Source organism: Martelella mangrovi (assembly GCF_040545495.1).
GTDB lineage: Bacteria > Pseudomonadota > Alphaproteobacteria > Rhizobiales > Rhizobiaceae > Martelella > Martelella mangrovi.
Genome location: NZ_JBEPLY010000010.1, coordinates 60,970 through 86,016, shown reverse-complemented (window position 1 = coordinate 86,016; position 25,047 = coordinate 60,970). Strand labels below are relative to the sequence as shown.

The window sequence follows — 25,047 nt, the reverse complement described above, 5'->3', positions numbered from 1 at the left end:
CAATGGGAGGAGTTTTTCGTGACGATAATGGAGAAAAACAGCCGTTCCGTGCAGGTGCTTGGCATCGATGCGGGCGGAACGATGACCGACACATTCTTCGTCGATGCAGACGGGGATTTCGTTGTCGGCAAGGCGCAGTCGACGCCCGATAACGAAGCGCGCGGCCTGCTCGAATCCAGCCGTGAAGGACTGGAGCACTGGGGCCTGTCGCTTGAGGATGCGCTCGGCTCGATCCAGACCGGCGTCTATTCCGGCACGGCGATGCTGAACCGCGTGGTCCAGCGCAAGGGCCTGAAGACCGGCCTGATCGTCAATGCGGGCATGGAGGATTTTCACCGCATGGGCCGCGGCTGCCAGGCCTATCTGGGCATGGCCTATGAAGACCGCATCCATCTCAACACCCATTATTACGACGAACCGCTGGTGCCGCGTCAGCTGACGCGCGGCGTGATGGAGCGCGTCGATATGTTCGGCGATGTGGTTATTCCGCTGCGTGAGGAAACCGCGCGACAGGCGGCGAAGGAACTCATCGCGCAGGATGTCGAAGGCATCGTGATTTCGCTGCTGCACAGCTACAGGAACCCCGGACATGAACGCCGGGTCCGCGACATCGTGGCCGAGGAGGTCGAAAAGGCGGGCAAGACCATCCCGGTTTTCGCCTCGACCGATTATTATCCGGTGCGCAAGGAAACCCACCGCACCAATACCACGATCCTGGAAGCCTTCGCCGCCGAACCGTCGCGCCAGACGCTCCGCAGGATTTCGACGGAATTCAAGGATAACGGCTCGAGATTCGATTTCCGGGTGATGGCCACCCATGGCGGCACGATTTCGTGGAAGGCCAAGGAACTGGCGCGCACCATCGTCTCCGGTCCCATCGGCGGCGTGATCGGCGCGAAATATCTCGGCGAGGTTCTGGGTTACAAGAACATCGCCTGCTCCGATATCGGCGGAACCTCCTTCGACGTTGCGCTGATCACGCAGGGCGAACTGACCATCCAGAACGACCCGGACATGGCCCGCCTTGTGCTGTCGCTGCCGCTGGTCGGGCTGGATTCCGTCGGCGCCGGCGCCGGCTCCTTCATCCGGCTCGACCCCTATACCAAGGCGATCAAGCTGGGGCCGGATTCGGCGGGTTACCGCGTCGGCGTCTGCTGGGCGGAGTCGGGCATCGACACGGTGACGATTTCCGACTGCCACGTCATTCTCGGCTATCTGAACCCCGATAATTTCCTTGGCGGTCAGGTCAAGCTCGACCGGCAGCGCGCCTATGACGCAATGAAAGAGCAGATCGCCGATCCGCTCGGCCTGAGCGTCGAAGAAGCGGCAGCCGGCGTCATCGAACTTCTGGACAGCGATCTTCGCGACTACCTGCGCTCGATGATTTCGGGCAAGGGTTATTCGCCGTCCTCCTTCACCTGCTTCAGCTATGGCGGTGCGGGCCCGGTCCACACCTATGGTTATACCGAGGGGCTGGGCTTCGAGGATGTAATCGTTCCGGCCTGGGCAGCGGGCTTTTCGGCCTTCGGCTGCGCCGCGGCGGATTTCGAATACCGCTACGACAAGTCGCTCGACGTCAACATTGCCGAGAATGCCCACGACGAGGCCAAGGCAATCGAAGCCAGAACGCTTAACGATGCCTGGCACGAGCTGGCCGAACGCGTGCTCGAGGAGTTCGAACTGAACGGCTATTCGCGTGATCAGGTGCAGTTGCAGCCCGGTTTCAGGATGCAGTATCGCGGCCAGCTCAACGATCTGGAGATCGAAAGCCCGATCAATACGGCCACGACCGCGGCCGACTGGGACAAGCTTGTCGACGTCTTCAACGACACCTATGGCCGGGTCTATGCGGCTTCGGCCCGCTCGCCGGAACTGGGTTACTCCATCACCGGGGCAATCATGCGCGGCACGGTTCCGATCCCCAAACCCAACATCCCCAAGGAAGAAGAAGGCAGCCCGACGCCTGCGAAGGAGGCCATGCTGGGCACCCGCAAATTCTACCGCAAGGGCAAATGGGTCGATGCACAGCTCTATCAGATGGAGCGCCTGACGCCCGGCAATCATGTCACCGGTCCCGCCATCATCGAATCCGACGCCACGACCTTTGTCGTTCCGGACGGTTTCGAAACCTGGCTCGACGGCCATCGGTTGTTTCACCTGAAAGAAGTGTGACAGCCAAGGGAGGAGATTTACAATGAATATGCAAAGCAAAATCAAAGGCATCGTTCGCGGCGGACAGACGCTGAAACAGCACCGCGACGAAATCATGGCCAAGACCAAGGCCAGCGGCCATTATGCCGGACTGAAGGAAAGGGAACTGCACAAGGAAAGCCCGATCCTCTACAACAAGCTGTTCTCGCGCCTGCGCGCCGGTGTTGTCGATGCCCGCGAAACCGCCAAGAAGATCGCCGCCTCGCCGATCGTGGAACAGGAGGGCGAACTGTGCTTCACCCTCTACAATGCCGCCGGCGACAGCATTCTGACCTCGACGGGGATCATCATCCATGTCGGCACCATGGGTGCGGCGATCAAATACATGATCGAGAATGACTGGGAGGGTAATCCCGGCATCAACGACAAGGATATCTTCTGCAACAACGATTCCCTGATCGGAAACGTGCACCCCTGCGATATCCATACCATCGTCCCGATTTTCCATGAGGGCGAGCTGATCGGATGGGTCGGCGGCGTCACCCACGTCATCGATACCGGCGCTGTCGGCCCGGGTTCGATGACCACCGGACAGGTGCAGCGCTTCGGCGACGGCTATTCCGTCACCTGCCGCAAGATCGGCGAAAACGACGAGCTGAAACGCGACTGGCTGCATGAAAGCCAGCGCGCGGTGCGCACCACGCGCTACTGGATGCTGGATGAACGCACCCGCGTTGCCGGTTGCCACATGATCCGCAAGCTGGTCGAGGAAGTGATCGCCGAGGAAGGCATCGAGTCCTACTGGAAATTCGCCTATGAGGCGGTCGAACATGGCCGGGTCGGCCTGCAAAACCGCATCAAGGCGATGACCATTCCCGGCGTCTATCGCCAGGTCGGCTTTGTCGACGTGCCCTATGCGCATGAGGATGTGCGGGTGCCGTCGGACTTCGCCAAGGTCGACACGATCATGCATACGCCATCGGAAATGACGATCCGGCCCGACGGCACATGGCGACTCGATTTCGAGGGCTCGAGCCGATGGGGCTGGCATACGTATAACGCTCATTCGGTGTCGTTTACCTCCGGCATCTGGGTGATGATGACGCAAACGCTGATCCCGACCGAGATGATCAATGACGGTGCGGCCTACGGAACCGAGTTCCGCCTGCCGAAGGGCACATGGATGAACCCGGACGACCGGCGCGTGGCCTTCGCCTATAGCTGGCATTTCCTCGTCAGTTCATGGACGGCGCTGTGGCGCGGCCTGTCGCGCAGCTATTTCGGCCGTGGCTATCTCGAAGAGGTCAATGCCGGCAACGCCAACACCTCGAACTGGCTGCAGGGCGGCGGGTTCAACCAGTATGACGAAATTCATGCGGTGAACTCGTTCGAATGCGCGGCCAACGGCGTTGGCGCATCGGCGGTTGCCGACGGCATCAGCCATGCCGCCGCCATCTGGAACCCGGAAGGCGATATGGGCGACATGGAAATCTGGGAACTGGCCGAACCGCTGGTCTATCTCGGTCGCCAGGTCAAGGCCAGTTCGGGCGGCGCGGGCAAGTATCGCGGCGGCTGCGGCTTTGAATCGCTGCGCATGGTCTGGAACGCCAAGGACTGGACGATGTTCTTCATGGGCAACGGCCATATCAGTTCCGACTGGGGGCTGATGGGCGGTTATCCGGCGGCATCCGGCTATCGCTTCGCAGCCCACGACACCGGGCTGAAGGAAAAGATCGCCAATGGCGACCCGATCCCCTTCGGCGGCGATACCGACCCGGAACACCCGACCTTTGACGCGCTCGTCAATCCCGACGGCATCAAGCGCGACAAGCAGGCGATCACCACCGAGGAGATGTTCAAGGATTACGATCTCTACCTCAACTATATGCGTGGCGGGCCGGGCTTCGGCGATCCGCTCGACCGTGACGCTGCGGCCGTGGCCAAGGACGTCAACGGCGGGTATCTGCTCGAACGCTTCGCCGAGACCGTCTATGGCGTGGTGCTGACAAAGGGCGCCGACGGCCTGTTTGCCGCCGATGCGGCCGGAACGGAAAGCCTGCGTGCGAAGATCCGCAAGGATCGGCTGGCAAAGGCGAAGCCGACCCGCGACTGGATGGCAGGCGAGCGGGAACGCATTCTGGCCAAGGATGCGGGCACCCATGTGCAGCAGATGTTTGCCGCCAGCTTCAAGCTCGGCCCGAAATGGGAACAGGGCTTCCGCAAGTTCTGGGATCTGCCCGACACCTGGCAGCTCAAGGAAGCGGATCTGCCGATCCCCTCCTATGGCCGCGAATATTCGATGGATCTTTCCGATCTGCCGGATGTGAAAACCGTCCAGTTCGTCGAGGAATGATCCCGCAGGGTGCCGCCCCCGCCTGTCTTCGCGGCACCCCTTTTTATTTAGGAGAAAGACAATGGCTTACACCAAAGCGAAGATCAAAGACCTGGTCGACGGCAAGATCGACCGCGATACGCTCCAGACGATGTTGTCGACGCCCAAGGACGGGGACCGCTTCGTCAAATATATCGAAATCCTGCAGGAACAGGTGCCATGGGATGACAGGATCATCCTGCCACTGGGGCCGAAGCTCTATATCGTCCAGCGCCCCTCGGACAAGAAATGGGTGGTCAAATCCCATGCCGGTCACGAGTTCTGCGACTGGCGCGAAAACTGGAAGCTTCATGCCGTGATGCGGGTGCGTGAAACGGCAGCCGATATGGAGGAAATCTATCCCAAACTGATGGCGCCCTCCTCCGACTGGCAGGTCATCCGGGAATATTACTGCCCGATCTCGGGCGACCTGCTCGACGTCGAAGCGCCGACGCCATGGTATCCGGTGATCCACGACTTCGAACCGGACATCGACGCCTTCTATACCGAATGGCTGGGCCTCGAAATCCCCGAGCGCGCCGCCTGACCGGAAACCGGCCCGAAATGAAGACGCCGCACGCATGAACCCGTGCGGCGTCCTTGTCTGTCATAATCAGTGCTTTGCCAGTCTCATCTGTCCGAAATCCGGACAGGTCAAGGCCCGGTCGCATCGGGAAAAGCAGTCATATCCGTCCCGGTCCTGGCCGGGTATCGGTATGACGGCGTCTTTTGCTTTCCCAGTTCAGGCTGTTCTAGTCGCGTGCAGCCGTCCAGCCCTGATATTCATCGACATTGTCGGCCGTAATCAGCTTCGGTTCGATGAGAACCGTCGTGCCTTCCTCTTCCTCGCCCTGCATGAACTTGTAGCCGAGATCAAGCGCCTGCCCGGCCATGACATAGGGGTCCTGAGACGCAGATGCCTTGATCAGGGAATTGCCGGATTTCAGCGATTTTTCCGTATCCGGTGCGCCATCGACCCCGGTAATGATGATGTTGTCACGCCCAAGCTGCCTGGCGGCGAGCTGTGCGCCCAGCGCCATCGGATCGTTGGCACCGAACACCGCATCGAGATCGGAATAGCGGGTGAGCAGTCCCTGCATGACATTCATGCCGCCTTCGCGGGCGCCGAGACCGTTCTGATCCTTCGACAGAACTGTGATACCCGGATTGGCCTCGAAGACTTCGAGGCAACCATTGTAGCGGTCATTCAGGGATGACGAAGACGGCCCCTTGATGATGGCCACATTGCCCTCCCCGCCCAGCGCATCGACGATATACTGGCAGGCCTTTTTACCGGCGGCGATGTTGTCGGTCATCACCGTCACATCGGCGCCCGGCGCGGACACGTCGAAGGCGGCAATGGTGATGCCGGCATTCTTGGCACGTGTGACGGCGGGCGCAATCGCCTTGTCGTCAACAGCGTTCAGCATGATGATGTCCACGCCCTTGGCGATGAAATTGTCGATCTGGCTGACCTGCTTGTTGAGATCATAATCGGCCGAGACGGTGGTGATCTCGACATCCGGATTGATCTTGTGCGCCTGGTCTTCAATGCCCTTGACCGTTGCGACGAAGAAGGGATTGCCGAGAAGCCCGACGGTAATGCCGATACTCTCAAGCTTTTTGTCCTGGGCCTGGGCAGGAATACTGGCCGCCGTCATGGCCAGAGCCGCGACGGCTCCCATAAGGACTTTCTTTGTCATACGCATGATTAGCTCCTCCGCTTTGCGTTGTTTCAGTCGAGATTGAGGCCCCGGTCAGGTCGCCGCGCCGCTCTTGCCGCGGAAGCGGTCAAGGGTGACGGCCGCGATGATGACGAGGCCCTTGATGATGAACTGCCAGATATCCGACGTACCGGTCAGAATAAGGCCGTTCGAGAGAATGGCGATGATAAGCGCACCGATCAGCGTCCCCCAGATCGAGCCGACCCCGCCGACAAAACTGGTGCCGCCAAGAATAACGGCGGCAATGGCATCAAGCTCGTAGGACTGACCGAGCTGAAGACCGTTGGCCGCATAAAGCCGCGCGGCCGACATGACCCCGCCAAGCCCGGCCATCAGACCCGAAACGCCGTAAACGAACAGCAGCACCACCGGTACCTTGATGCCGGTCAGGCGCGCTGCTTCCTGATTGCCGCCGACGGCATAAATCCAGGTACCGAGCACGGTGCGCCGCAGGATGAACCAGGAAATGACGATGACGGCAAAGGCGATGATTGCCAGGATCGGCACACCGAACAGCGCGCCGTTGCCGATCCAGGCAAAGGGCAGTTCGGCATTGAAAACAGTGGTATCCGCCCCCATCAGACGCGCCACGCCACGCACCGCCGTCAGCGATCCGAGCGTCACGATGAAGGGCGGCAGTTGCAGGCCTGCGATAAAGGCGCCGTTGGCAAGCCCGAAAAGCAGCCCGATGCCAAGCCCCGCCGGGATGCCGATCCACCCCAGTTGCGGCGACAGCGAGAAAATGATCGCCGCCATGGCCGATGCCGCCAGAATGGAACCAACCGAAAGATCGATACCGCCGGTGAGGATAACGAAGGTCATCCCGGCGGCCAGCACGATATTGATCGACGCCTGCTGCATCACGATCGAGAGATTGTTGACAGCCAGAAACTTGCCGGTGAGGAGCTGGAACCCGATGGCCAGCAATATCAACACCGGCAGCATGCCCAGCGTCTTGATCAGATTGCCGAACTGAAAGGACGATTTGCGCGCGGCAACGTCCTTTGCGGTCTCATTCATTCCTGCTTCCTCCTGATTTCCGGCGATTGTTCAGGCGGCGGTTTTCGCGCCGGTGGACAAACGCATGATGGCTTCCTGCTCAATGGGTTTTCCGGGCCGGGATGTCACTTCGCCGGCAATTTCCCCTTCGCGCATCACAAGAGCGCGATCGGCAACATTGATGATTTCCTGCAGCTCGCTCGAGATCATGACGACGGCCAGTCCCTGGCGGGCAAGCATATCGATCAGCCGATAGATTTCGGACTTGGCGCCGACATCGACCCCGCGCGTCGGTTCGTCGAGAATGATGACCTTCGGCTTGACCTCCAGAAGCCTGCCGAGCAGCACCTTTTGCTGATTGCCGCCCGAAAGAGAGCCGACATCGACGAAGGGCGACTGGGCGCGGATTGAAAGCGTGTCGATTTCGGTATCAGCGCGTGACCGGGCGGTCTTGAAATTACGAATGCCGGCAAAACCGGAATCATGCGCCATCACGCACATGTTGATGTTGTCGGCGATGGTCATGTCGAGAAACAGGCCGAGTTGCTTGCGGTCTTCGGTCAGGTAGACGATCCCCTCCGCAAGTGCGGCGCTCGGACTTTTGGGCGTCACATCGCGCCCGTTCAAAACGACCTTGCCCGACACCGCCCTGTCGGCGCCATAGATCAGACGGGCAAGTTCCGTACGGCCGGAGCCGACCAGACCGGAAATGCCCAGCACCTCGCCCCTGCGCACGGAAAAAGAGCAGTTCTTGACCTTGCGTCCATCGCTGACATCGGTGACGTCGAGAACCACTTCGGCGTCTTCGAGATCGCTTCTGTGCTCCTTGGTATAAAAACTCGACAGTTCCCGGCCGACCATCATCGAAATCAACCGTTCGGCACTCAGTTCCTCGCGTGCGAGGGTCCCGATATATTTGCCGTCGCGCAGAACCGAACAACGGTCGGAAATACGGTAAACCTCCTCCATGCGATGGCTGATATAGATAACGGCGATATTGTCTGCCTTCAGGGCGGCGATGACCTCGAACAGGCGCTCGGTTTCCCGGCTTGTCAGCGAGGTCGTCGGCTCGTCCATGACGATGATACGGGCATTGGCAGAAAGCGCACGGGCAATCTCGACCAGCTGGCGCTCGCCCAGGGACAGGGTGCCGACAATCGTCGATGGTGAAAAATCGACCCCCAACCGATCCAGAATGGGCTGTGTCTGGCTCCGCATCTGCGAACGGTTGACAATGCCCCTGCTGGAACGCTCATTGCCGAGAAAGATGTTCTCCGCCACCGAAAGATTGGGCGCCAGCGACAGCTCCTGATAGATGACCGCCACACCCATGGCTTTGGCCGCTTTCGGCCTGCCATGCGGAAGCGGTTCGCCGCCGACAAGAATAGTGCCGCCGCGATCCGGCACATAGGCGCCGGAGAGAATTTTCGTCAGCGTCGACTTGCCCGCGCCGTTTTCCCCCATCAGGGCATGCACCTCGCCACCGTAAGCCGTCAGGGAAACATCGGTCAGCGCTTTTACCGGGCCGAACGTCTTCGAAATGTTCTGCATATCCAGAACCGGTTTTCCCGCATCGGTCATACTGCATGATCTCCCTTCGCTTCGGCGACCAAGTAATCGACGCCTTCTTCTTCCAGCATCGCGGCATCCGCATCGGTCAGGCCATCATCGGTCACAAGCCGGCGGATCCGGGAAAACGGCAGGGTCAGCGTGGTGGGACGCTCTGCAAATTTGCGGCTGTCGACCAGAACGACGACCTCATTGGCAAAACCGACCATTTCGCGGGTCAGTCTGACCAGCAGCGGATTGGTTTCCAGCAACCCCTGCCGGTCGACACCGAGCGCGCCGACGAAAAACTGCGAGGCAAAGAACGCATGGGCGCCGGAGAAACGATCGTAAACAATGCCCGGCTCGCGATGGAGATCGCCGCCGCCGATGGTCAGCTGACACTCGCCATTTTCCGCAAGATAGGCGGCAAGCGGCATGGAATGGGTAAACACCCGCACATTCCGCCGGGCGATCGCCATGCCGAAATGAAAGCAGGTCGAACCGCCATGCACGATGATCGACGTGCCGTCGCGCACAAACGTCGCGGCGACGGAGGCGATGGCGCGTTTGGCATCAACGGCGATGTCACGGTTTTCCATGAAAGGAAGCGGCACGGCACGGCGGGCATGGCGGCTGCGTTCGGCCGCGATGCCACCATGGACACGCTGACCGAGCCCTGCTTTTTCGAGCTTGTCGATATCCCGCCGGATTGTCGCTGCGGAAACACCGATCCTGTCTGTCAGTTCGGAAACGGACAGAAATGAACGATCTTCAAGCAGGTGCAGTATCTGTTTGTGTCTGATTGACTCCGCCACTCTGCCCTCCCAAGCAGATGGTGACGATGATGACACCCTGCGATCAAACCTGCAAGAAAAACGTCCCGAATGTTCAAAAATTGCGTTTTCGCAATCATCAAATGATTAAAAATGAACACGCTGAACGATATTTTCCGCGCTGCCCCTCTCTCCGGGTCATCCTCGGGCTTGACCCGAGGATCCAGAGCCACACGATGTATGCTTTCTTGAAACCCTTTCTTATTAAAGGGTTGAGCGGAATGGATGCTCGGATCGCGTCCGAGCATGACACCTGTGGGACGGCTGGCGGAGGCAACACCATGCACGTCTTTGGGTTTGTCAGCAGTCTGCGGCGCGCAGCGAAAGCTGCGCGCCGTTTTCTGTCACGAGGTCGAGAGGATCTGGCTGATGCCGCCGTCGATGATGAAGTCGGCCCCTGTGACCCATTCCGACTCGTCGGAGGCCAGATAGAGCGCGCAATTTGCGATATCGTCGGGCTGGCCGGCTCGTCCGATCGGCTGCATGTCGTTCATCTCGACGAGCTGTTCTTGGGTGAGAACGCCGAGGGCGGGGGTCATGACCGTCCCCGGAGAAATCGAATTCACGCGGATCTTGTGCGATGCGCCTTCGGCCGCCAGTTGCCGTGTCAGAGCAAGCACGCCGCCCTTGGCCGCGGCATGAGCGGCCTGCCCGGTTGCGCCATAGCCGCGGTGACCGATCACCGAAGCCGTGTTGATGATGTTCCCGCCGCCTTGCGCGACAAAGTGGTTCCACGCGGCACGGGTTGCGTAAAACACGGTGTCGAGTTCCATGTGGAGCGTGTGGGACCAGTCTTCCCACGACATTTCTCCAAACGGGCTCATCCGCGGATTGCCGGCATTATTGTAGAGAACGTCGATCCTCCCGGCGGCTGCGATACCATCCTCGATCCAACGCGTCACGGCATCGGAATCGGTCAGATTGACGATGGAAGAGTCCATTTTTCCGCCCTGCGCGCGGACCATTTCAACCGTCTCAGCTGCTTCCTTTTCCTTCAGGTCGCAACCAATGACATGCGCGCCTTCTTTCGCAAACAAGAGCGCGGCAGCGCGTCCCTGACCACCGGCGGTTCCGGTGATGAACACGACCTTGTTGTCCAGTCTTCCCATGAATTTCTCCTGTTTTTCCCGGTCCCTGAAGGCCATTGGTCGGCAAGGCATATCCTGGGGAGCACCGGCTTCGGGAACCGCTTTCAGTCTGACTTTCGCGCTCTCGACAACGCATCTGACGTCCACATCACTCAAACTGGACGCCTTCGTCTGCTTCTAATAGTATTAGACAAAAGTGTCTAGTTTATCGATTTGCCATCGGTCTGATCTGTGATGTGGTAAAGGAGGGCCTCTTGTCTCAGGCACATGAAGGGAAGTCATTGTCGGAAGATGCTCCGCGCGGAACCCCGCGCACGCCGATGCAGCTGCGTGGCCAGGCGCGGGTTGAGGCCATCCTTGACGCAGCAGCCGGGATCATCGCGGAAAACGGCCTGCCCGCGCTGACCATGCACGGCATCGCCCGTCGGGCATCGACTTCGATTGGCTCTCTCTACCATTTCTTTCCGGATCAGGCCGGCGTGCTCGAAGCGCTGGCGGCGCGGCACAATGCGCGCATCGAACAGATCAAGGCCGAACTGAATGCCGTTCCCGAGGAGTCCTGGCGGGACTTGTCGGTCGACGCGGCGATCCAGCGTCTCATTTCGCCCTATCTCGACTATGCAAGGCGACACCCCGATTTCTTCCCGTTGATGCACGGCAAGCGCACGCCGGCAGAAGAAGCGGGTTTCATCGAGGAGGTCAGGCGCATGCTGGCGGCCCGTTTGCCGGACCTGCCGCCTGCAGCACTGGAGCGCCATGCGGCGATGCTGCACGCCATAGCAGCAGGCACGCTGCATGTGGCCTATGTGCTCGAGCCGGAGCAGCTGGCCTACTACATGCGGGAGGTTCCACGCGTTCTGACCGCCTATCTCACGGAGATCGAGCGCGAACGACGCGACTGTTGACATCAAGGCACGAGCATGGCCAATTCCGCCGATGCTATTGTATTTCAAGGGAGATTAGCAATGCGGCGAAATGCTTTGATAGCCATTATGTTCACCACCCTTCTCGCCGGCGCCACCACGTCCTCTGCGAACGACACCATGAGCGAGGACCAATGCCTGGCCGTTGTCATGGCCATGTCAAAGCTGGAAATCTCCATGATTGGCAAGGCGCCGCTCGACGAGGCCACTGCCGCATTGGCAGACGTGCAGCCGACCCTTCCCGCAAGCGTGACGCCGACCGTTGATGATCTGATCGCCGTGGCAGAAGAGGCACAGGAATTCGAGACCGGGGATCCACAGCACCCCATGGCGACAGGCGCGTTTCAGACGGCCAGCCGCAGCTACCGCGAAGCGCTCGCGCCCTATTGCCCCAGCTTCGACCTGAACTACTGACAACGGGTTGCCACGCCGGTTGAAAGCCCTTCCTCAGACTGCTGGAAAAGCTCATTCCGCGTTCTTTCGTCATACCGGCCTTGAGCCGGTATCCAGGGCCGCTTGTTATGCCCTTTCAGAAAGAGTCTTTGCGCGCAAGGACTTGGCCCTTACAGGATTCCGGCTCAAGGCCGAAAGCCTTCCTTCAACAGACCTTGTTCGAGGTCGGCGTTTCAGCCTGCCATTCCTCCGCTGCAGCCTGCACCTTCAGCCTTTCAAGCTCAGCCTCGGTTCCGACTACCGCCCTGCCCGAAACAGCATGGTCGACGTCCCGTCGCAGGCAGCGACATTGGATCAGTCGGTAAAGTAGCTGCTGTTTCTGCGGGCGATGACGGGCAGGTCGCGCAGGACATTCCGCAAATGCGCCCGCATTTCCATTTCGGCGCGATCCGGATTGTGGGCGGCGATCGCTTCGACAATGGACGCATGCTGCTCTTTCAGCGCATTCGACATCATCTCGTTGAGAGCCAGAAAGCGGACGCGGTCGAGTTGCGCCTTCTGCATCTCGATAACACTCCAGGCAAAAGGCAGGTCCGCGCCCTGCGCCAGCGTCTTGTGAAAAAGATCATCCAGCTCCATGAACCTGGAGGGTATGCGCGCCTCCTCGGCGGACTGGTCTTCCAGCTGGCGGTATAGTTCGTCGATCTGGCGTTTCGCCATCAGCCGCGCCGCCGCGCGCGCGATATCAGCCTCCAGCGCCTCCCGGATCGCCTGTATCTGGACGACTTTCGAAATCGAAATCTGCGGAACGCTGCTGCCGCTTTTCGGACGGATATCGAGCATGCCCTGGTCCGCCAGCCTGATAAAGGTTTCGCGCACCGGCTGACGGGAAACCTTGAGAGCCTCGGCAACGCCGGCTTCCGAGACCCGGCGGCCCGGCACAAGATAGTTGCGAATGATGGCGTTGCGCAGCTTTCGATGCACCTGCGGAACGATGGGCTGGGTGAAATCCACAGGCCCCAGAAAATCAAGATTCGTTTCCGTCATGTCTTCCGCCATCCCCTAACATTACCATTCCGATGCCGACGGGCAACCATACCACCACGCGACTCGCATTTACCATACTAAATAAGCCAATTCTGGGGATTTTAGTCGTTACACAGGTCAAAACCGTTGGTTTTTGACGTTGGCGGCCTCTGCCTGAAAACGGACACTCACCCTCCTCACAATCGAAATTGAATATAAAATCAAAACATTTTAGACTTTAAAATATAAATATCATTACAACAAATTTAAATATCAATTTAAAAAATTATAATATTCAACACACTAGCGCATAATAACAAATTATGTACCTGAATTTCACAAAGCATACTCCGATGTGGCGATCAAGAAGGAGAAAATGACGAAATCTCCGCGCATAAACATACGATTCCGGAACTCCAAGACGGGTGAGCGTGATCGTTGACATGGGAAAATTGTATGGTAGTTTTTCTCCATCACTTGACCTTGTCAGTCAGTCATAATCTTCGGGAGGTTAGATAATGAATTGCCACAAACGGCGCCTTACGGCGTTCGCAGCCACTGTTGCGACCCTTGCCCTTGCAACAGGCGCAAGCGCGCAGGAAATCACCGTTCAGGCGCTGGACCATTTTCTCGAGCCGGTCATCGAGGCATTCGAAGCGGAAAACCCGGGAACGACCATCAATCTCGAGGTTGTCAGCTATCAGTCCGTCGCCGAAAGCCTGCCGGTACAGCTCGCGTCGGGCGGCGGCCCCGACATCTCCGTTGTGACCGATTTTGGTGGCATGTCCGAGTATTACCTGGATCTGACGCCCTACGTCGATCAGGACTATTTCGAGCAACAGTTTGGTATGGTACTTGACTGGATGCGCGGCGAGGGTTCCGATCCGAACGCCATTTACGGCCTGCCGGATTCGATCACGGTGACCGGCGGTTTCGTGAACAAGACATTGTTCGAACAGGCCGGCGTCGCGCTTCCGGGTGCCGATGCGACCTGGGCAGACTGGGGTGCGGCGGCGCACGAAGTCGCTGAAGCAACCTATACCGATTTCCCCGTCGAGATGGATCGCTCCGGGCATCGTTTCGCCGCCATGGCGATTTCCTACGGCGCAGAGCTTGTCGACGAGGAGGGCATGCCGGTTATCGACGAGGGGCTGCGCAACGCGATCGAGCAATTCGTCGAGTGGCACCGTGACGGCACCATGCCGATGGACCTGTGGGGTGCCGTCGGCGGCGCGACCATGCGCGACAATTTCACCGATTTCGTCAACGCCACGACGGTTCTTTACTATGGCGGCTCCTGGCAGCTGCGACGCCTTGATGAGGAAGTCGGCGATTTCTTCGACTGGGAAGTTATCAACGCGCCATGCGGCGTTGCTGCCTGCTCGGCCATGCCCGGCGGCGGCGCTCTCGCCGGCTTCAAACATACGGACGAGCCGGAACTGGTCGGCAAGTTCCTCAATTTCGCGGCACGGGACGAGAACCTGCGTACGATGATCGCGGCAGCCGTCAACATTCCCACCGCGCAGTCGATGGTTGAATCCGGCATTGAATATCCGGGCGTCTCCGAGAAGGTCCAGAACGGGCTTTCGACCTTCATCAACCAGATCCCGAAGATGTCGCCGACCGCCTATCGTTTCCAGGGCTGGACCTTCGAGCGGGCGATGATGAATTCGATGACGACGCGCATCAGCCAGGTTCTGAACAACGAAATGGATATCGACACCGCGCTGGAGCGCATTGATCAGGACGTCCGGCTGGCGATCTCGGCGGCGCAAAACTGATCGGTCCCCGCCAAGGTCAATACTGAAACGGCGTGACGGATGCTGTCCGTCATGCTCAGTCAGCGCCAATCTCTAAAGGTGATATTGTGGCAAGTGGTACGATTTCGGCCGTGCTGGGAACAGTGGCGTCATTGCCTGCCCGGGCCGTCGACCCTCTCTGGAAATGGCTTCAGAAGGTCATCGGCGTCAAAAGGCTGCCCTGGGTGTTTCTGACGCCGAACATGGCAAGTGTTCTGTTCTTCTCGCTGCTGCCGGTCTTCATCAATATTTATTATTCGGTTACCGGCAGTGACAATCTGTTCCTGAGCGAGCGGCATTTTGTCGGCGGTGCGAACTACGCAACGCTGCTGGACTGCCAGAACTATCTCGATCCCTCGAGCTGCTCGCGTGACCTGTTCTGGCGCGCGCTTGGCAACCTGCTCATGTTTGTGCCGCTACAGGTCGTCTTCATGATGGGCGTGGCGCTGATCACCGCCGTGGCGCTGAATGGCAAAATCAGGGCACGCGGCTTCTTCAGGGGCGTGTTCTTCTTCCCGGTCATGCTCTCTCCCGTCGTCGTGGCGCTGACCTGGCAGTGGATCCTGCAGAGAAACGGCATTCTGAACGGGGTTCTGGGGCTGTTCGGATTTGATCGCTTCTCATGGCTGGCGGATTCAAACTGGGCGTTTTTCTGGGCAATCTTCGTGACCGTCTGGGCGCATTCGGGCTTCTTCATGATTATTCTCCTGGCCGGCCTGCAGTCGATACCGCAGGATGTTTATGAAGCCGCAAAAATGGACAGGGCCTCGCCGTGGCGGGTTTTCACACGCATCACAGTGCCGATGCTCAAGCCGGTTCTGCTGGTGGTCTTCATTCTCGCGGTTATCCGTTCGGTCCAGACCTTTGATGAAATCTACGTGCTGACAGGGGGCGGCCCCGGTTCTGCGACCATGCTTCTGGTTCAGTATATTTATGAAACGGGCTTTGCCGCGCAGCCACGCAATTACGGCCTTGCCGCAGCCGCCTCGCTGCTTCTCGGCGCTGCTCTCCTCGTCTTCACACTCGTGCAGATGAAGCTGTCGGGAGACAGGAAATGATCATGAACGCTTCTTCCCAAAACCGTCGCGGTATCATTCCGTTCCTGACCCGCAAGCAGGGGGGCATCAAGGCGACCTGGGGCGACTATGTCACCTATGGTTACCTGCTGCTCGGTGTCGTGGTCATGCTCCTGCCCGTGCTCTGGGTGCTGATCTCGTCCTTCAAGGCGCCTGCCAACCTTTCCGAATATCCGCCGACGCTGCTGCCGCAGACGGTTCAGACCATCGAGGTTGATGGATATGACGAGCCGCTGCCGCTCTTCAATGTGACGCAGGAGGATGGTTCGGTCACGCCGATGGCGCAGCTGAGGCGCATCGGTATCCGTGCGCAGATGGTTGACCCGGCAAATCCGGAAGCAGGCCGGGTGACCGTGGACGTCAATGACGCCACGCCGGTCAGGCAGTTTCATCTTGCCTTCGAGAATTACAGCGAACTGCTCGAAACTTCCGGCGGCAATATCTGGCTGAATATCTACAACTCCGCCTTTATCACGGTCGTGGCGACGATCATTACCCTGATCATGAACTCCATGGCGGCGTTTGCGCTTTCGAAATACAAGTTCACCGGCTCGACGGTCGCGCTGGTGGCCATCATCGCGACCTTGATGGTGCCGCCGACCGTGATCCTTGTGCCGACCTATCTGATCGTGTCGGAGCTCGGACTGGTCAACAATCTCTGGGGCGTCATTCTGCCGACGGTGGCAACGCCGACGGGCGTGTTCCTGCTGCGCCAGTACATGCTGACCATTCCCGACGAGCTTCTGGAAGCGGCCCGCATGGACCATGCTTCGGAATGGCAGATTTACTGGCGGATCGTGTTGCCGCTCGCAACGCCGGCTCTGGCTGTTGTGGCTGTGTTCTCCGTGATGAGCCGCTGGAACGACTTCCTGCTGCCCCTGATCGTTCTCAACCGTCCTGAAGTTCACACATTGCAGCTCGCCCTTGCCGGCTTCCAGACCGAAAACGGCATTGTCTGGCATCTGCTGCTTGCAATGACGACGCTCACGGCACTTCCGCTGGCCTGTGCCTTCCTGTTCCTGCAGCGTTACATCACCGCCGGCATCGCTTCGTCGGGCGTCAAATAAGAAGGTTACCTCCCATGGCTAATCTCAAACTCAGAAACCTCAACAAGACCTTCGGTTCCGTCGAGGTTATTCCCAATGTCAATCTCGATATCGAAGACGGCGAGTTCGTTGTTTTCGTCGGTCCGTCGGGGTGCGGCAAGTCCACCCTGCTGCGCATGATCGCCGGTCTGGAAACGGCGACCACCGGCGACATTCTGATCGACGAAAAAAGCGTGGTGCGCACGCCGGCGGCCGATCGTGGCGTGTCGATGGTGTTCCAGTCCTATGCGCTCTATCCGCATATGACGGTCCGCCAGAACCTCAGCTTCGGGCTTGAAAACATCGGCATGGCAAAAGCCGAAATTGAAAAGCGCATTCAGGCGGCCTCCGTATTGCTGCAGATCGACGAATTGCTGAACCGCCGTCCGACACAGCTTTCCGGCGGCCAGCGGCAGCGCGTGGCCATCGGCCGCTCGATCGTGCGCGAGCCAAAGATCTTTCTGTTCGACGAGCCGCTTTCGAACCTCGATGCCGAGCTGCGCGTGGTCATGCGGTTCGAGATCAACGCCCTGCATGAGCGTCTCGGCAACACGATGATCTACGTGACCCACGACCAGATCGAAGCCATGACCATGGCAGACAAGATCGTGGTGCTGCGCAAGGGCAATATCGAGCAGGTCGGTGCCCCGCTGGAGCTTTACAACCACCCCGACAACAAGTTCGTCGCCGGTTTCATAGGCTCGCCCCGGATGAACTTTCTGGAGGGCCAGATCGCCCTGAAGGGCGACAGCGAACTGGTCTTCGCATCCGAAAAGCTCGGAAAGATTTCACTGGCAAGCAAGGGATTACCGGTGCAGGATGGCCAGTCCGTCAGTCTCGGTATTCGCCCGGAGGATCTTGAAGTCGTCGATGACAACAGCGAGGGCTGGCAGTTTTCCGTTTCCGTCGCGGAACAGCATGGCCGCGATACCTATCTGCACGGCACCCTCGCCGATGGCACGGAAATCCTGCTGCACAAGCCCGGTCAGTTCAAGACGCAACGTGGCGATGTGCTTGTCGTGCGGCCCAAGGCGCACGCCTGGCATCTCTTCGATACCAACGAACAGGCCATCCGATGACCCGTGACGCCCAACCGCAAGGCCGTGTTTCCATGACCGAAAACATGATCACCAACCCCATTTTGCCGGGTTTCAACCCCGATCCGTCCATCTGCCGGGTCGGCGAAGACTACTACATCGCCACGTCGACCTTCGAATGGTATCCCGGCGTGCAGATCCACCATTCCCGCGATCTGGCAAACTGGACGCTGGTCAGCCGCCCCCTGGCCCGCGCCGATTTGCTCGATATGCGCGGCAATCCCGACAGCTGCGGCATCTGGGCGCCGTGCCTGACCTATGCGGATGGTCTGTTCTGGCTGGTCTACACGGATGTCAAACGGCTTTCCGGCAGCTTCAAGGATGCGCCGAACTATGTGACAACCGCGCCGTCCATTACCGGCCCGTGGTCCGAACGCGTCTATCTGAATTCCAGCGGCTTCGACCCTTCCCTGTTTCATGCTCCCGACGGCAGGAAATATCTGGTCAACATGCTCTGGGATCATCGTCAGACCGGCCATGGCGATCAGTTTGCCGGGATTGTCCTGCAGGAATACAGCGTCGCCGAAAAAAGGCTGACCGGTCCCGTTCACAACATCTTCAAGGGAACTGACCGCAAGCTGACCGAGGCGCCGCATCTCTATTTCCGGGATGGCTGGTACTATCTGATGACGGCCGAGGGCGGCACGGGCTATGACCATGCCGTCACCCTGGCGCGCTCCCCCGATCTGCTTGGCCCCTATGAGGTTCACCCGCAAAAGCATGTTCTGACGACGGCCTTTGCGCCGGACGCGCCTTTGCAGCGTTGCGGCCATGCCGATATCGTCGACACACCCGCCGGCGAAACCTACATGGTGCATCTGTGTTCCCGGCCGATCACGGTTACCGGTTCTGCGGGCCAATCCGAGATCCGCCGCGACCTGCCGGGATCGAACGTGCTGCAACGCCGCTCGCCGCTTGGCCGCGAAACGGCGATCCAGAAAGTGGAGTGGCGGGACGATGGCTGGCTTTATCTCGCCGAAGGCGGCCAGCATCCGACATCGCTTCATACGCCACGGCCGGCGGGCATTGTTGCCGCCGCGGCAGAAGAGACGACCGTGCGGACCAGCTTTGCGCCCGGTCCATTACCCTCTGCTTTTCAGTGGCTTCGCAGTCCCGAGCCGGACCGGCTGTTTTCGCTCGATGCCAGTCCGGGGCAGTTGCGCATATACGGCCGGCAGTCGCCCGGAAACATGTTCGAGCAGGCGCTTCTTGCACGGCGGCAAACAGCACATCGCTACCGCGCTGCCACGCGTATGCATTATGAACCACGGGACTTCCAGAGCTTCGCAGGGCTGATCTGCTGGTACAATCAGTGCCAGTATCATTTCCTCAGCGTGACCCGGGAAGACGACGGAAGCCGTGCGCTTCGGATCATGTCGACACTCGGCGATTTCCCGTTCGGCAAGGCGGTCTTTTCCGGCGAACCGGAAAAACTGCCGGACGGTCCGGTGGAGCTCCGCGCAGAAGTCGATGAAGCAGCACTACAGTTCAGCTGGCGGGTCTCCGACGGCGCCTGGCAGACAATCGGCCCGGTTCTGGATGCGACGATCCTGTCTGACGAAGCCGGTGTCGGCGAGGGCAACAACTTTACCGGCGCCTTTGTCGGCATGGCAGCCTACGACATCGGCGGACAGGGGCACGCCGCCGATTTCGACTGGTTCGACTACGAAACGCTCGGATAGGCGGCGTTTCCGCACCGCGCTTTTTTGAACACAGCAAACCCGCCTGACTTCGGTGCACAGCGCCGGGGACAGGACGGCCTTGCTCCCTGAAACAGGGCTGACGCCGAAAGCGGCCGATATTCCGCCCGCGTCATCCGGTTCCAACGGTACAAACTGATGAACACCTTGCTATCGCGCCTGCTCAAACTGGAAGCTGACAGAAACAACCAGCACTGCGCCGCAGCAGCTGTCGATGAAGACGGCTATGATCTCTGGCTTCGCTATCTGCCGCTTGCGCAAACCCGTCTGAAAGACGTGGAGGACTGTGTCCGCGCTTTCGTGTTCGGCGCCGAAAACCCGACGCTGACCGTTGCCCGTGACGAACTGGAGCGGGCGTTTTTCGCAATGCTGGTCAAATGTGTCCCGGTTCGCGAGGGCGGCGGGATCAGCGACGGTGCAGTCCTTGTCGGAACGCCCGACAGCCTGCCTGTGATCGCGGACCTCGACCTCTCATTGCCGGAACTCGGCAAGGAAGGCTATCGCGTTCGCAGCCTGATCCATGAGGGCAAGCGCGTTACCGCTATTGCCGCCAACACCGATATTGGCGTGCTTTATGGCTGTTTCGCGTTTCTGCGTCATATCCAGACGGGGGGTGATCCGGCGCGGATCGATATCAGTTCCGCCCCCAAGGTCGAGCTGAGACTGCTCAATCACTGGGACAATCTCGATGGCTCTGTCGAACGCGGTTATGCCGGGTTTTCAATCTGGGACTGGTGGACGCTGCCCGATTACGTCAACCGGCGCTATATTGACTATGCACGCGCCAATGCGTCCATCGGCATCAACGGCACGGTGTTGAACAATGTGAATGCCGCCCCGGAAATTCTGACGGAGGCCTATCTGGCAAAAGCCGCCAGGCTGGCGGATATTTTCCGCCCGTATGGCCTGAAGGTTTTCCTCTCGGTGAATTTCGCATCCCCTTCGGCGTTGGGCGAAACGGCCACATCGGACCCTGCCGATCCGGCGGTGCAGGCGTGGTGGAAGGACAAGGCAAGCGAGGTCTATCGCTGGATCCCGGATTTCGGCGGCTTTCTGGTCAAGGCCAATTCCGAAGGCCAGCCGGGGCCCGGAGACTATGACCGCAGCCATGCCGACGGCGCCAATATGCTTGCCGACGCGCTTGCGCCCCATGGCGGCATCCTGATCTGGCGCGCCTTCGTCTACGCGTCCGATGCCGGAACCGACCGGGCGACGGAAGCGCTCAATGAATTCAAGCCACTCGACGGGACATTCCGGAACAACGTTCTCCTGCAGGTCAAAAACGGTCCGATCGATTTCCAGCCGCGCGAGCCGTTTTCGCCGATCTTCGGCCAGATCACAAAAACGCCGCTGGTCATGGAGTTCCAGATCACCAAGGAATATCTCGGCCAGGCAACCCATCTGGCCTATCTCGGCCCCGTCTTCGAAGAGGTGCTGAAATTCGATACCCATGCGCGCGGGCCGGGTTCGACCGTCAGCGAAATCGTCAAGGGCAAAACCTTCCCCCACCCGGTCACCGGGATCGCAGCGGTGGCCAATATCGGCACAGACCGGGACTGGACCGGCGGCACGTTCAATCAGGCAAACTGGTATGTGTTCGGGCGTATGGCGTGGGACCCGGATGAAACGGCTGCTGCCATTGCCGAAGACTGGGTGAAAATGACCTTCACCTGTGAGCCCGGCTTTGTCAGCACTGTTGTCGAGATGATGATGCGTTCACCGGAAACCCTGGTCAACTACATGATGCCTTTCGGCCTGCATCATCAGGTGGCGACCGGCCATCATTATGGTCCCGGCCCCTGGGTCAGCGAGCTGGACCGACCGGAATGGAACCCGACCTATTATAACCGCGCCGACAAGGACGGTATCGGCTTTAATCGCCTTGCCGACGGCAGCAACGCAATCGCGCAGTATAGCCCCGAAGTTCAGGCGCTGTTTGCCGATCCCCATGCCCTTGACGAGCGCTACCTGCTCTGGTTCCACCACGTTTCCTGGGATTTTCCGCTTTCCTCGGGCAAAACGCTGTGGCAGGGACTTGCCGAGCGTTATGACGCAGGCGTTGCGGAAACAGCGCGCATGATCGACATCTGGGACCAACAGCGCGCCCATGTCGATGGCCAGCGTTTTGCCCAGATCCGCACATTCCTTGAGATCCAGCATCGCGAAGCGCAATGGTGGCGCGACGCCTGCCTGGCCTATTTCAGTGCCGTTGCACAACGTCCGCTGCCGGAAGGCCACAAGCAGCCCGCACACGCGCTTGCCCATTATCGCGAAATCCATCACTGCCACGCGCCGGGAAATCCGGCATAGCTTCTAACCCCGGCAATCGACGGCCCGGGAGCGCCCTATTTTCGCAGCGCTCCCGGCGCCCCGACCGATCCACGTCTGCCGCCGCTCATATCCATGCGAACCTTGTCAAGTTCCTCGGCATAGCGGACAGACAGTCGAAGCCTGACTGTCCGGCATGTGCCGCTCGGCCCTGCTGAAAGACGTTGCGGTACGCCTCCACGACCGCGCCTCCGTGTTCTAAAACTGCGGCAATCTGCCCACACTGATTAGTAAAAATTTACTAATCCGGACACAACTGCCATAAGACTCTGGTAAAGACGTCTGTGGTTGCGTCAGTTAGGGGAGAGCAGTACCGGGAGTGAGTGCTGTTCCGTCGATCAAGCAGCCAGCCAGCGCCTGGGATCGGGACAGGCTGTTGCCGGCAAGGCGAGGTGAAGGCCGAGGAGGATAGGACGTGGTAACGATACGCGAAATTGCCAGAGCGGTAGGCGTTTCATCCGGCACGGTTTCGCGGGTGCTGAATTATGACCCTTCGCTTTCGATTTCGGAGCCGAAGCGAAAAGCGATCATTGAAACCGCCGAGGCGCTCAATTACGAAACGCCGCGCAACCGGAACCGACACAGGCTCGGATCGCTGCGTTCGGCTACCCGGATGCCCGCCCTGCCCCAACTGGCGACGGTGCATTTTCTGGAAGCCGATGAGGAACTGATCGACCCCTATTATATCGGCGTCCGGCTTGGGATCGAGCGGCGTTGCCGCCTGTTCGATACGGAAATCGTCAAGGTGTTTCATGCCGATCTGGCCGCCAGTGCCGCCCTTCTGGAGAGCATGGCGGGCGTGATCGTGATCGGCAAGCATCGCTCTGCTGATATCGAATTCATTGCAAGCCACAGCGCCCATACGGTCTTCGCCGACTTTGTGCCCAAGCGTGAAGACTTTGACTGCGTTTTCAGCGATCTGGGTGCAGCAACACGGACGATCCTGGACGGTCTGAAGCAGGCGGGATACCAGCGCATCGCGTTCATCGGCGCCCATGACCGGATCGATGAACCGAGCCAGCCCTACAGCGAAATACGCTGCCGCACCTATGTCGACTGGCAAAAGGCCAATGGCACGTTCGACCCTGCGCTGATTGCGCTCAACGATGATTGCAACAACGGTCAGAACCTGAAGCTTGAAGTGGGTTACGAACAGGCCAGAGCGCTGCTTTCACACGACATCAGACCGGATGTCATCCTGACGGCCAATGACAATATTGCCATCGGCACGGCGCGCGCAGCGCTGGAAGCAGGACTGTCGATACCGGACGATATTGCGATCGCCTCCTATAACGACATTCCGGTCGCCCAGTTTCTGAACCCCGCATTGTCGACCATGAAAATTCCGGGTGAAGCCATCGGCGAGACCGCCGTCGATCTTCTGATCGAACGGATCAACGGACGGGAAGACTACGCCAAGCGGGTCACGATACCGACGACCATGATCTGGCGTGACAGTTGTCGACATCCGAAGACATGCTGACGGACGCTGTCTAAAAATTTACTAAAAATTTTCTTGCTTACGCTTCCGTTTTATCGTTACCTTCAAAAAAGCGGCATGGAGAGAGCCGCCTGGAGCAATAATCCGATTGGGAGGAAACCATGGATAAGCATTCCGTGCTGAACCGGGTGAAGGCCGTTGCCTTGTCCGGCGCCTGCGTCATGACCGCGACCACCGCCTTTGCCGGCGAAATCACCGTCTGGTGCTGGGACCCGAATTTCAACGTCGCGATCATGGAAGAGGCCGGTGCGCTTTACACCGCCGAACATCCCGATACGACGTTCAACGTTGTCGATTTCGCCAAGCTCGACGTCGAGCAGAAGCTGCAGACCGCACTTGCCTCCGGCACCACACAGGCGCTGCCGGACATTGTCCTGATCGAGGACTACGGCGCGCAGAAATACCTCCAGTCCTTCCCCGGCGCCTTTGCGCCGATGGACGACGTTGTCGATTATTCCGCCTTTGCGCCCTACAAGGTCAAGCTGATGACGCTTGACGGCAAGGTCTACGGCATGCCGTTCGACAGTGGCGTGACCGGCCTGTATTACCGCCGCGACTATCTGGATGAAGCCGGTTTCAGCCCGGAAGACATGCAGGACATCACCTGGGACCGTTTCATCGAGATCGGCAAGCAGGTCGAGGAAAAGACCGGCCACAAGATGACCACGCTCGACCTCAATGATGGCGGCATGACCCGTATCATGATGCAGTCGGCCGGCGAATGGTATTTCAACGAAGACGGCAGCCTCAATATCGAGGACAATGCAGCGCTCAAGCAGGCGCTTCAGACACAGGCCGATATCGCCAATGCCGGACTGATCTATCCGGCGACCGGATGGTCTGATTATGTCAATGCCTTCACCTCCGGCAATGTCGCCTCGGTGATCACCGGCGTGTGGATCACCGGCACGATCAAGGCGCAGGAAGATCAGGCAGGCAAATGGGGCGTTGCGCCGATCCCGTCACTTGAAGGCGTTGACGGCGCCACCCATGCCTCCAATCTCGGTGGTTCCAGCTGGTACGTCCTGTCGTCGTCGGATGTGAAGGACGAGGCCATCGACTTCCTGAACGAAGTTTATGCCAAGGATGTCGATTTCTATCAGAAGATCCTGACCGAGCGCGGTGCGGTCGGTTCGCTCCTGGCGGCGCGCGAAGGTGCGGCCTATCAGGAGGCCGACCCCTTCTTCAACGACGAGAAGGTCTGGCAGAAATTCTCTGACTGGCTGAACCAGATCCCGCCGGTCGAATACGGCATCTTCACCAATGAGCTGGATACAGCGGTGACGACCAACCTTCAGTCGCTGGTGGACGGAAAGCCGGTCGACGAGGTGCTGCAGGCCATTCAGCAGCAGGCCGAATTCCAGATTCAGTAACAATACTGCAGGCGGTGGAGAAGGCTCAGACC

The 25,047-nt window shown here is 59.3% G+C and carries 19 protein-coding genes; 13 read left to right on the top strand and 6 right to left on the bottom strand.

The features are described from left to right. Positions 1 to 27 precede the first annotated feature (27 nt). From ABID12_RS14270 to ABID12_RS14260, 3 genes are all read left to right on the top strand, one after another. Positions 28 to 2,172: a hydantoinase/oxoprolinase family protein gene (locus ABID12_RS14270; RefSeq protein WP_354434859.1), complete on the top strand. Its 2,145-nt coding sequence runs from the start codon at positions 28 to 30 to the stop codon at positions 2,170 to 2,172. A 22-nt stretch (positions 2,173 to 2,194) separates the two neighbouring features. Then, complete coding sequence (locus ABID12_RS14265; protein ID WP_354434786.1) at positions 2,195 to 4,504, top strand: hydantoinase B/oxoprolinase family protein; 2,310 nt, start codon at positions 2,195 to 2,197, stop codon at positions 4,502 to 4,504. A gap of 61 nt (positions 4,505 to 4,565) precedes the next feature. Continuing rightward, the gene (locus ABID12_RS14260) at positions 4,566 to 5,069 is read left to right on the top strand and encodes an acetone carboxylase subunit gamma (protein ID WP_354434785.1); all 504 of its coding nucleotides are present in this window, start codon (positions 4,566 to 4,568) and stop codon (positions 5,067 to 5,069) included. 205 nt (positions 5,070 to 5,274) lie between these two features. Here ABID12_RS14260 and ABID12_RS14255 read toward each other — a convergent pair whose 3' ends face one another. The 5 genes from ABID12_RS14255 to ABID12_RS14235 all read right to left on the bottom strand — a co-directional run bounded on the left by ABID12_RS14255 (position 5,275) and on the right by ABID12_RS14235 (position 10,735). Further along, positions 5,275 to 6,231 (bottom strand): ABC transporter substrate-binding protein, encoded by a 957-nt coding sequence (locus ABID12_RS14255; protein ID WP_435528238.1) that lies wholly within the window; start codon positions 6,229 to 6,231, stop codon positions 5,275 to 5,277. A gap of 48 nt (positions 6,232 to 6,279) precedes the next feature. Then, on the bottom strand, positions 6,280 to 7,266 hold the full coding sequence (locus tag ABID12_RS14250) for an ABC transporter permease subunit (protein WP_354434784.1): 987 nt from the start codon (positions 7,264 to 7,266) through the stop codon (positions 6,280 to 6,282). Positions 7,267 to 7,296: 30 nt separating this feature from the next. After that, entirely contained in the window at positions 7,297 to 8,826 is a 1,530-nt protein-coding gene (locus ABID12_RS14245) for a sugar ABC transporter ATP-binding protein (RefSeq protein WP_354434783.1), read from the bottom strand. Then, the gene (locus tag ABID12_RS14240) at positions 8,823 to 9,608 is read right to left on the bottom strand and encodes a DeoR/GlpR family DNA-binding transcription regulator (protein WP_354434782.1); all 786 of its coding nucleotides are present in this window, start codon (positions 9,606 to 9,608) and stop codon (positions 8,823 to 8,825) included. The genes ABID12_RS14245 and ABID12_RS14240 overlap by 4 nt, the downstream gene beginning before the upstream one ends. A 362-nt stretch (positions 9,609 to 9,970) precedes the next feature. Continuing rightward, on the bottom strand, positions 9,971 to 10,735 hold the full coding sequence (locus ABID12_RS14235) for an SDR family NAD(P)-dependent oxidoreductase (RefSeq protein ID WP_354434781.1): 765 nt from the start codon (positions 10,733 to 10,735) through the stop codon (positions 9,971 to 9,973). Between the two features lie 233 nt (positions 10,736 to 10,968). On the opposite strand from ABID12_RS14235, the gene ABID12_RS14230 reads away from it, so the two are divergent. Together ABID12_RS14230 and ABID12_RS14225 are read left to right on the top strand one after the other, a co-directional pair. After that, entirely contained in the window at positions 10,969 to 11,619 is a 651-nt protein-coding gene (locus ABID12_RS14230; protein ID WP_354434780.1) for a TetR/AcrR family transcriptional regulator, read from the top strand. Between the two features lie 15 nt (positions 11,620 to 11,634). Then, positions 11,635 to 12,051 (top strand): hypothetical protein, encoded by a 417-nt coding sequence (locus ABID12_RS14225; RefSeq protein WP_354434779.1) that lies wholly within the window; start codon positions 11,635 to 11,637, stop codon positions 12,049 to 12,051. A gap of 333 nt (positions 12,052 to 12,384) precedes the next feature. On the opposite strand, the gene ABID12_RS14220 is transcribed toward ABID12_RS14225, so the two are convergent. Next, positions 12,385 to 13,077, bottom strand: a complete 693-nt coding sequence (locus ABID12_RS14220; RefSeq protein WP_354434778.1) for a GntR family transcriptional regulator — start codon at positions 13,075 to 13,077, stop codon at positions 12,385 to 12,387. A 497-nt stretch (positions 13,078 to 13,574) separates the two neighbouring features. On the opposite strand from ABID12_RS14220, the gene ABID12_RS14215 reads away from it, so the two are divergent. The 8 genes from ABID12_RS14215 to ABID12_RS14180 all read left to right on the top strand — a co-directional run bounded on the left by ABID12_RS14215 (position 13,575) and on the right by ABID12_RS14180 (position 25,015). Then, positions 13,575 to 14,837, top strand: a complete 1,263-nt coding sequence (locus ABID12_RS14215) for an ABC transporter substrate-binding protein (RefSeq protein ID WP_354434777.1) — start codon at positions 13,575 to 13,577, stop codon at positions 14,835 to 14,837. 113 nt (positions 14,838 to 14,950) lie between these two features. Then, complete coding sequence (locus ABID12_RS14210) at positions 14,951 to 15,913, top strand: carbohydrate ABC transporter permease (protein ID WP_354434857.1); 963 nt, start codon at positions 14,951 to 14,953, stop codon at positions 15,911 to 15,913. Between the two features lie 2 nt (positions 15,914 to 15,915). Further along, a complete protein-coding gene (locus tag ABID12_RS14205; RefSeq protein ID WP_319520519.1) occupies positions 15,916 to 16,998 on the top strand; it encodes a carbohydrate ABC transporter permease in 1,083 nt (360 codons plus the stop codon). A gap of 14 nt (positions 16,999 to 17,012) precedes the next feature. After that, the gene (locus ABID12_RS14200) at positions 17,013 to 18,095 is read left to right on the top strand and encodes an ABC transporter ATP-binding protein (RefSeq protein WP_319520518.1); all 1,083 of its coding nucleotides are present in this window, start codon (positions 17,013 to 17,015) and stop codon (positions 18,093 to 18,095) included. 32 nt (positions 18,096 to 18,127) lie between these two features. Further along, complete coding sequence (locus ABID12_RS14195) at positions 18,128 to 19,795, top strand: glycoside hydrolase family 43 protein (RefSeq protein WP_354434776.1); 1,668 nt, start codon at positions 18,128 to 18,130, stop codon at positions 19,793 to 19,795. 156 nt (positions 19,796 to 19,951) lie between these two features. Further along, on the top strand, positions 19,952 to 22,123 hold the full coding sequence (locus ABID12_RS14190; RefSeq protein WP_354434775.1) for an alpha-glucuronidase family glycosyl hydrolase: 2,172 nt from the start codon (positions 19,952 to 19,954) through the stop codon (positions 22,121 to 22,123). 433 nt (positions 22,124 to 22,556) lie between these two features. Beyond that, positions 22,557 to 23,624, top strand: coding sequence for a LacI family DNA-binding transcriptional regulator (locus ABID12_RS14185; RefSeq protein ID WP_354434774.1), 1,068 nt, complete (start codon positions 22,557 to 22,559; stop codon positions 23,622 to 23,624). A gap of 119 nt (positions 23,625 to 23,743) precedes the next feature. Continuing rightward, entirely contained in the window at positions 23,744 to 25,015 is a 1,272-nt protein-coding gene (locus tag ABID12_RS14180) for an ABC transporter substrate-binding protein (protein ID WP_354434773.1), read from the top strand. Positions 25,016 to 25,047: the final 32 nt, after the last annotated feature.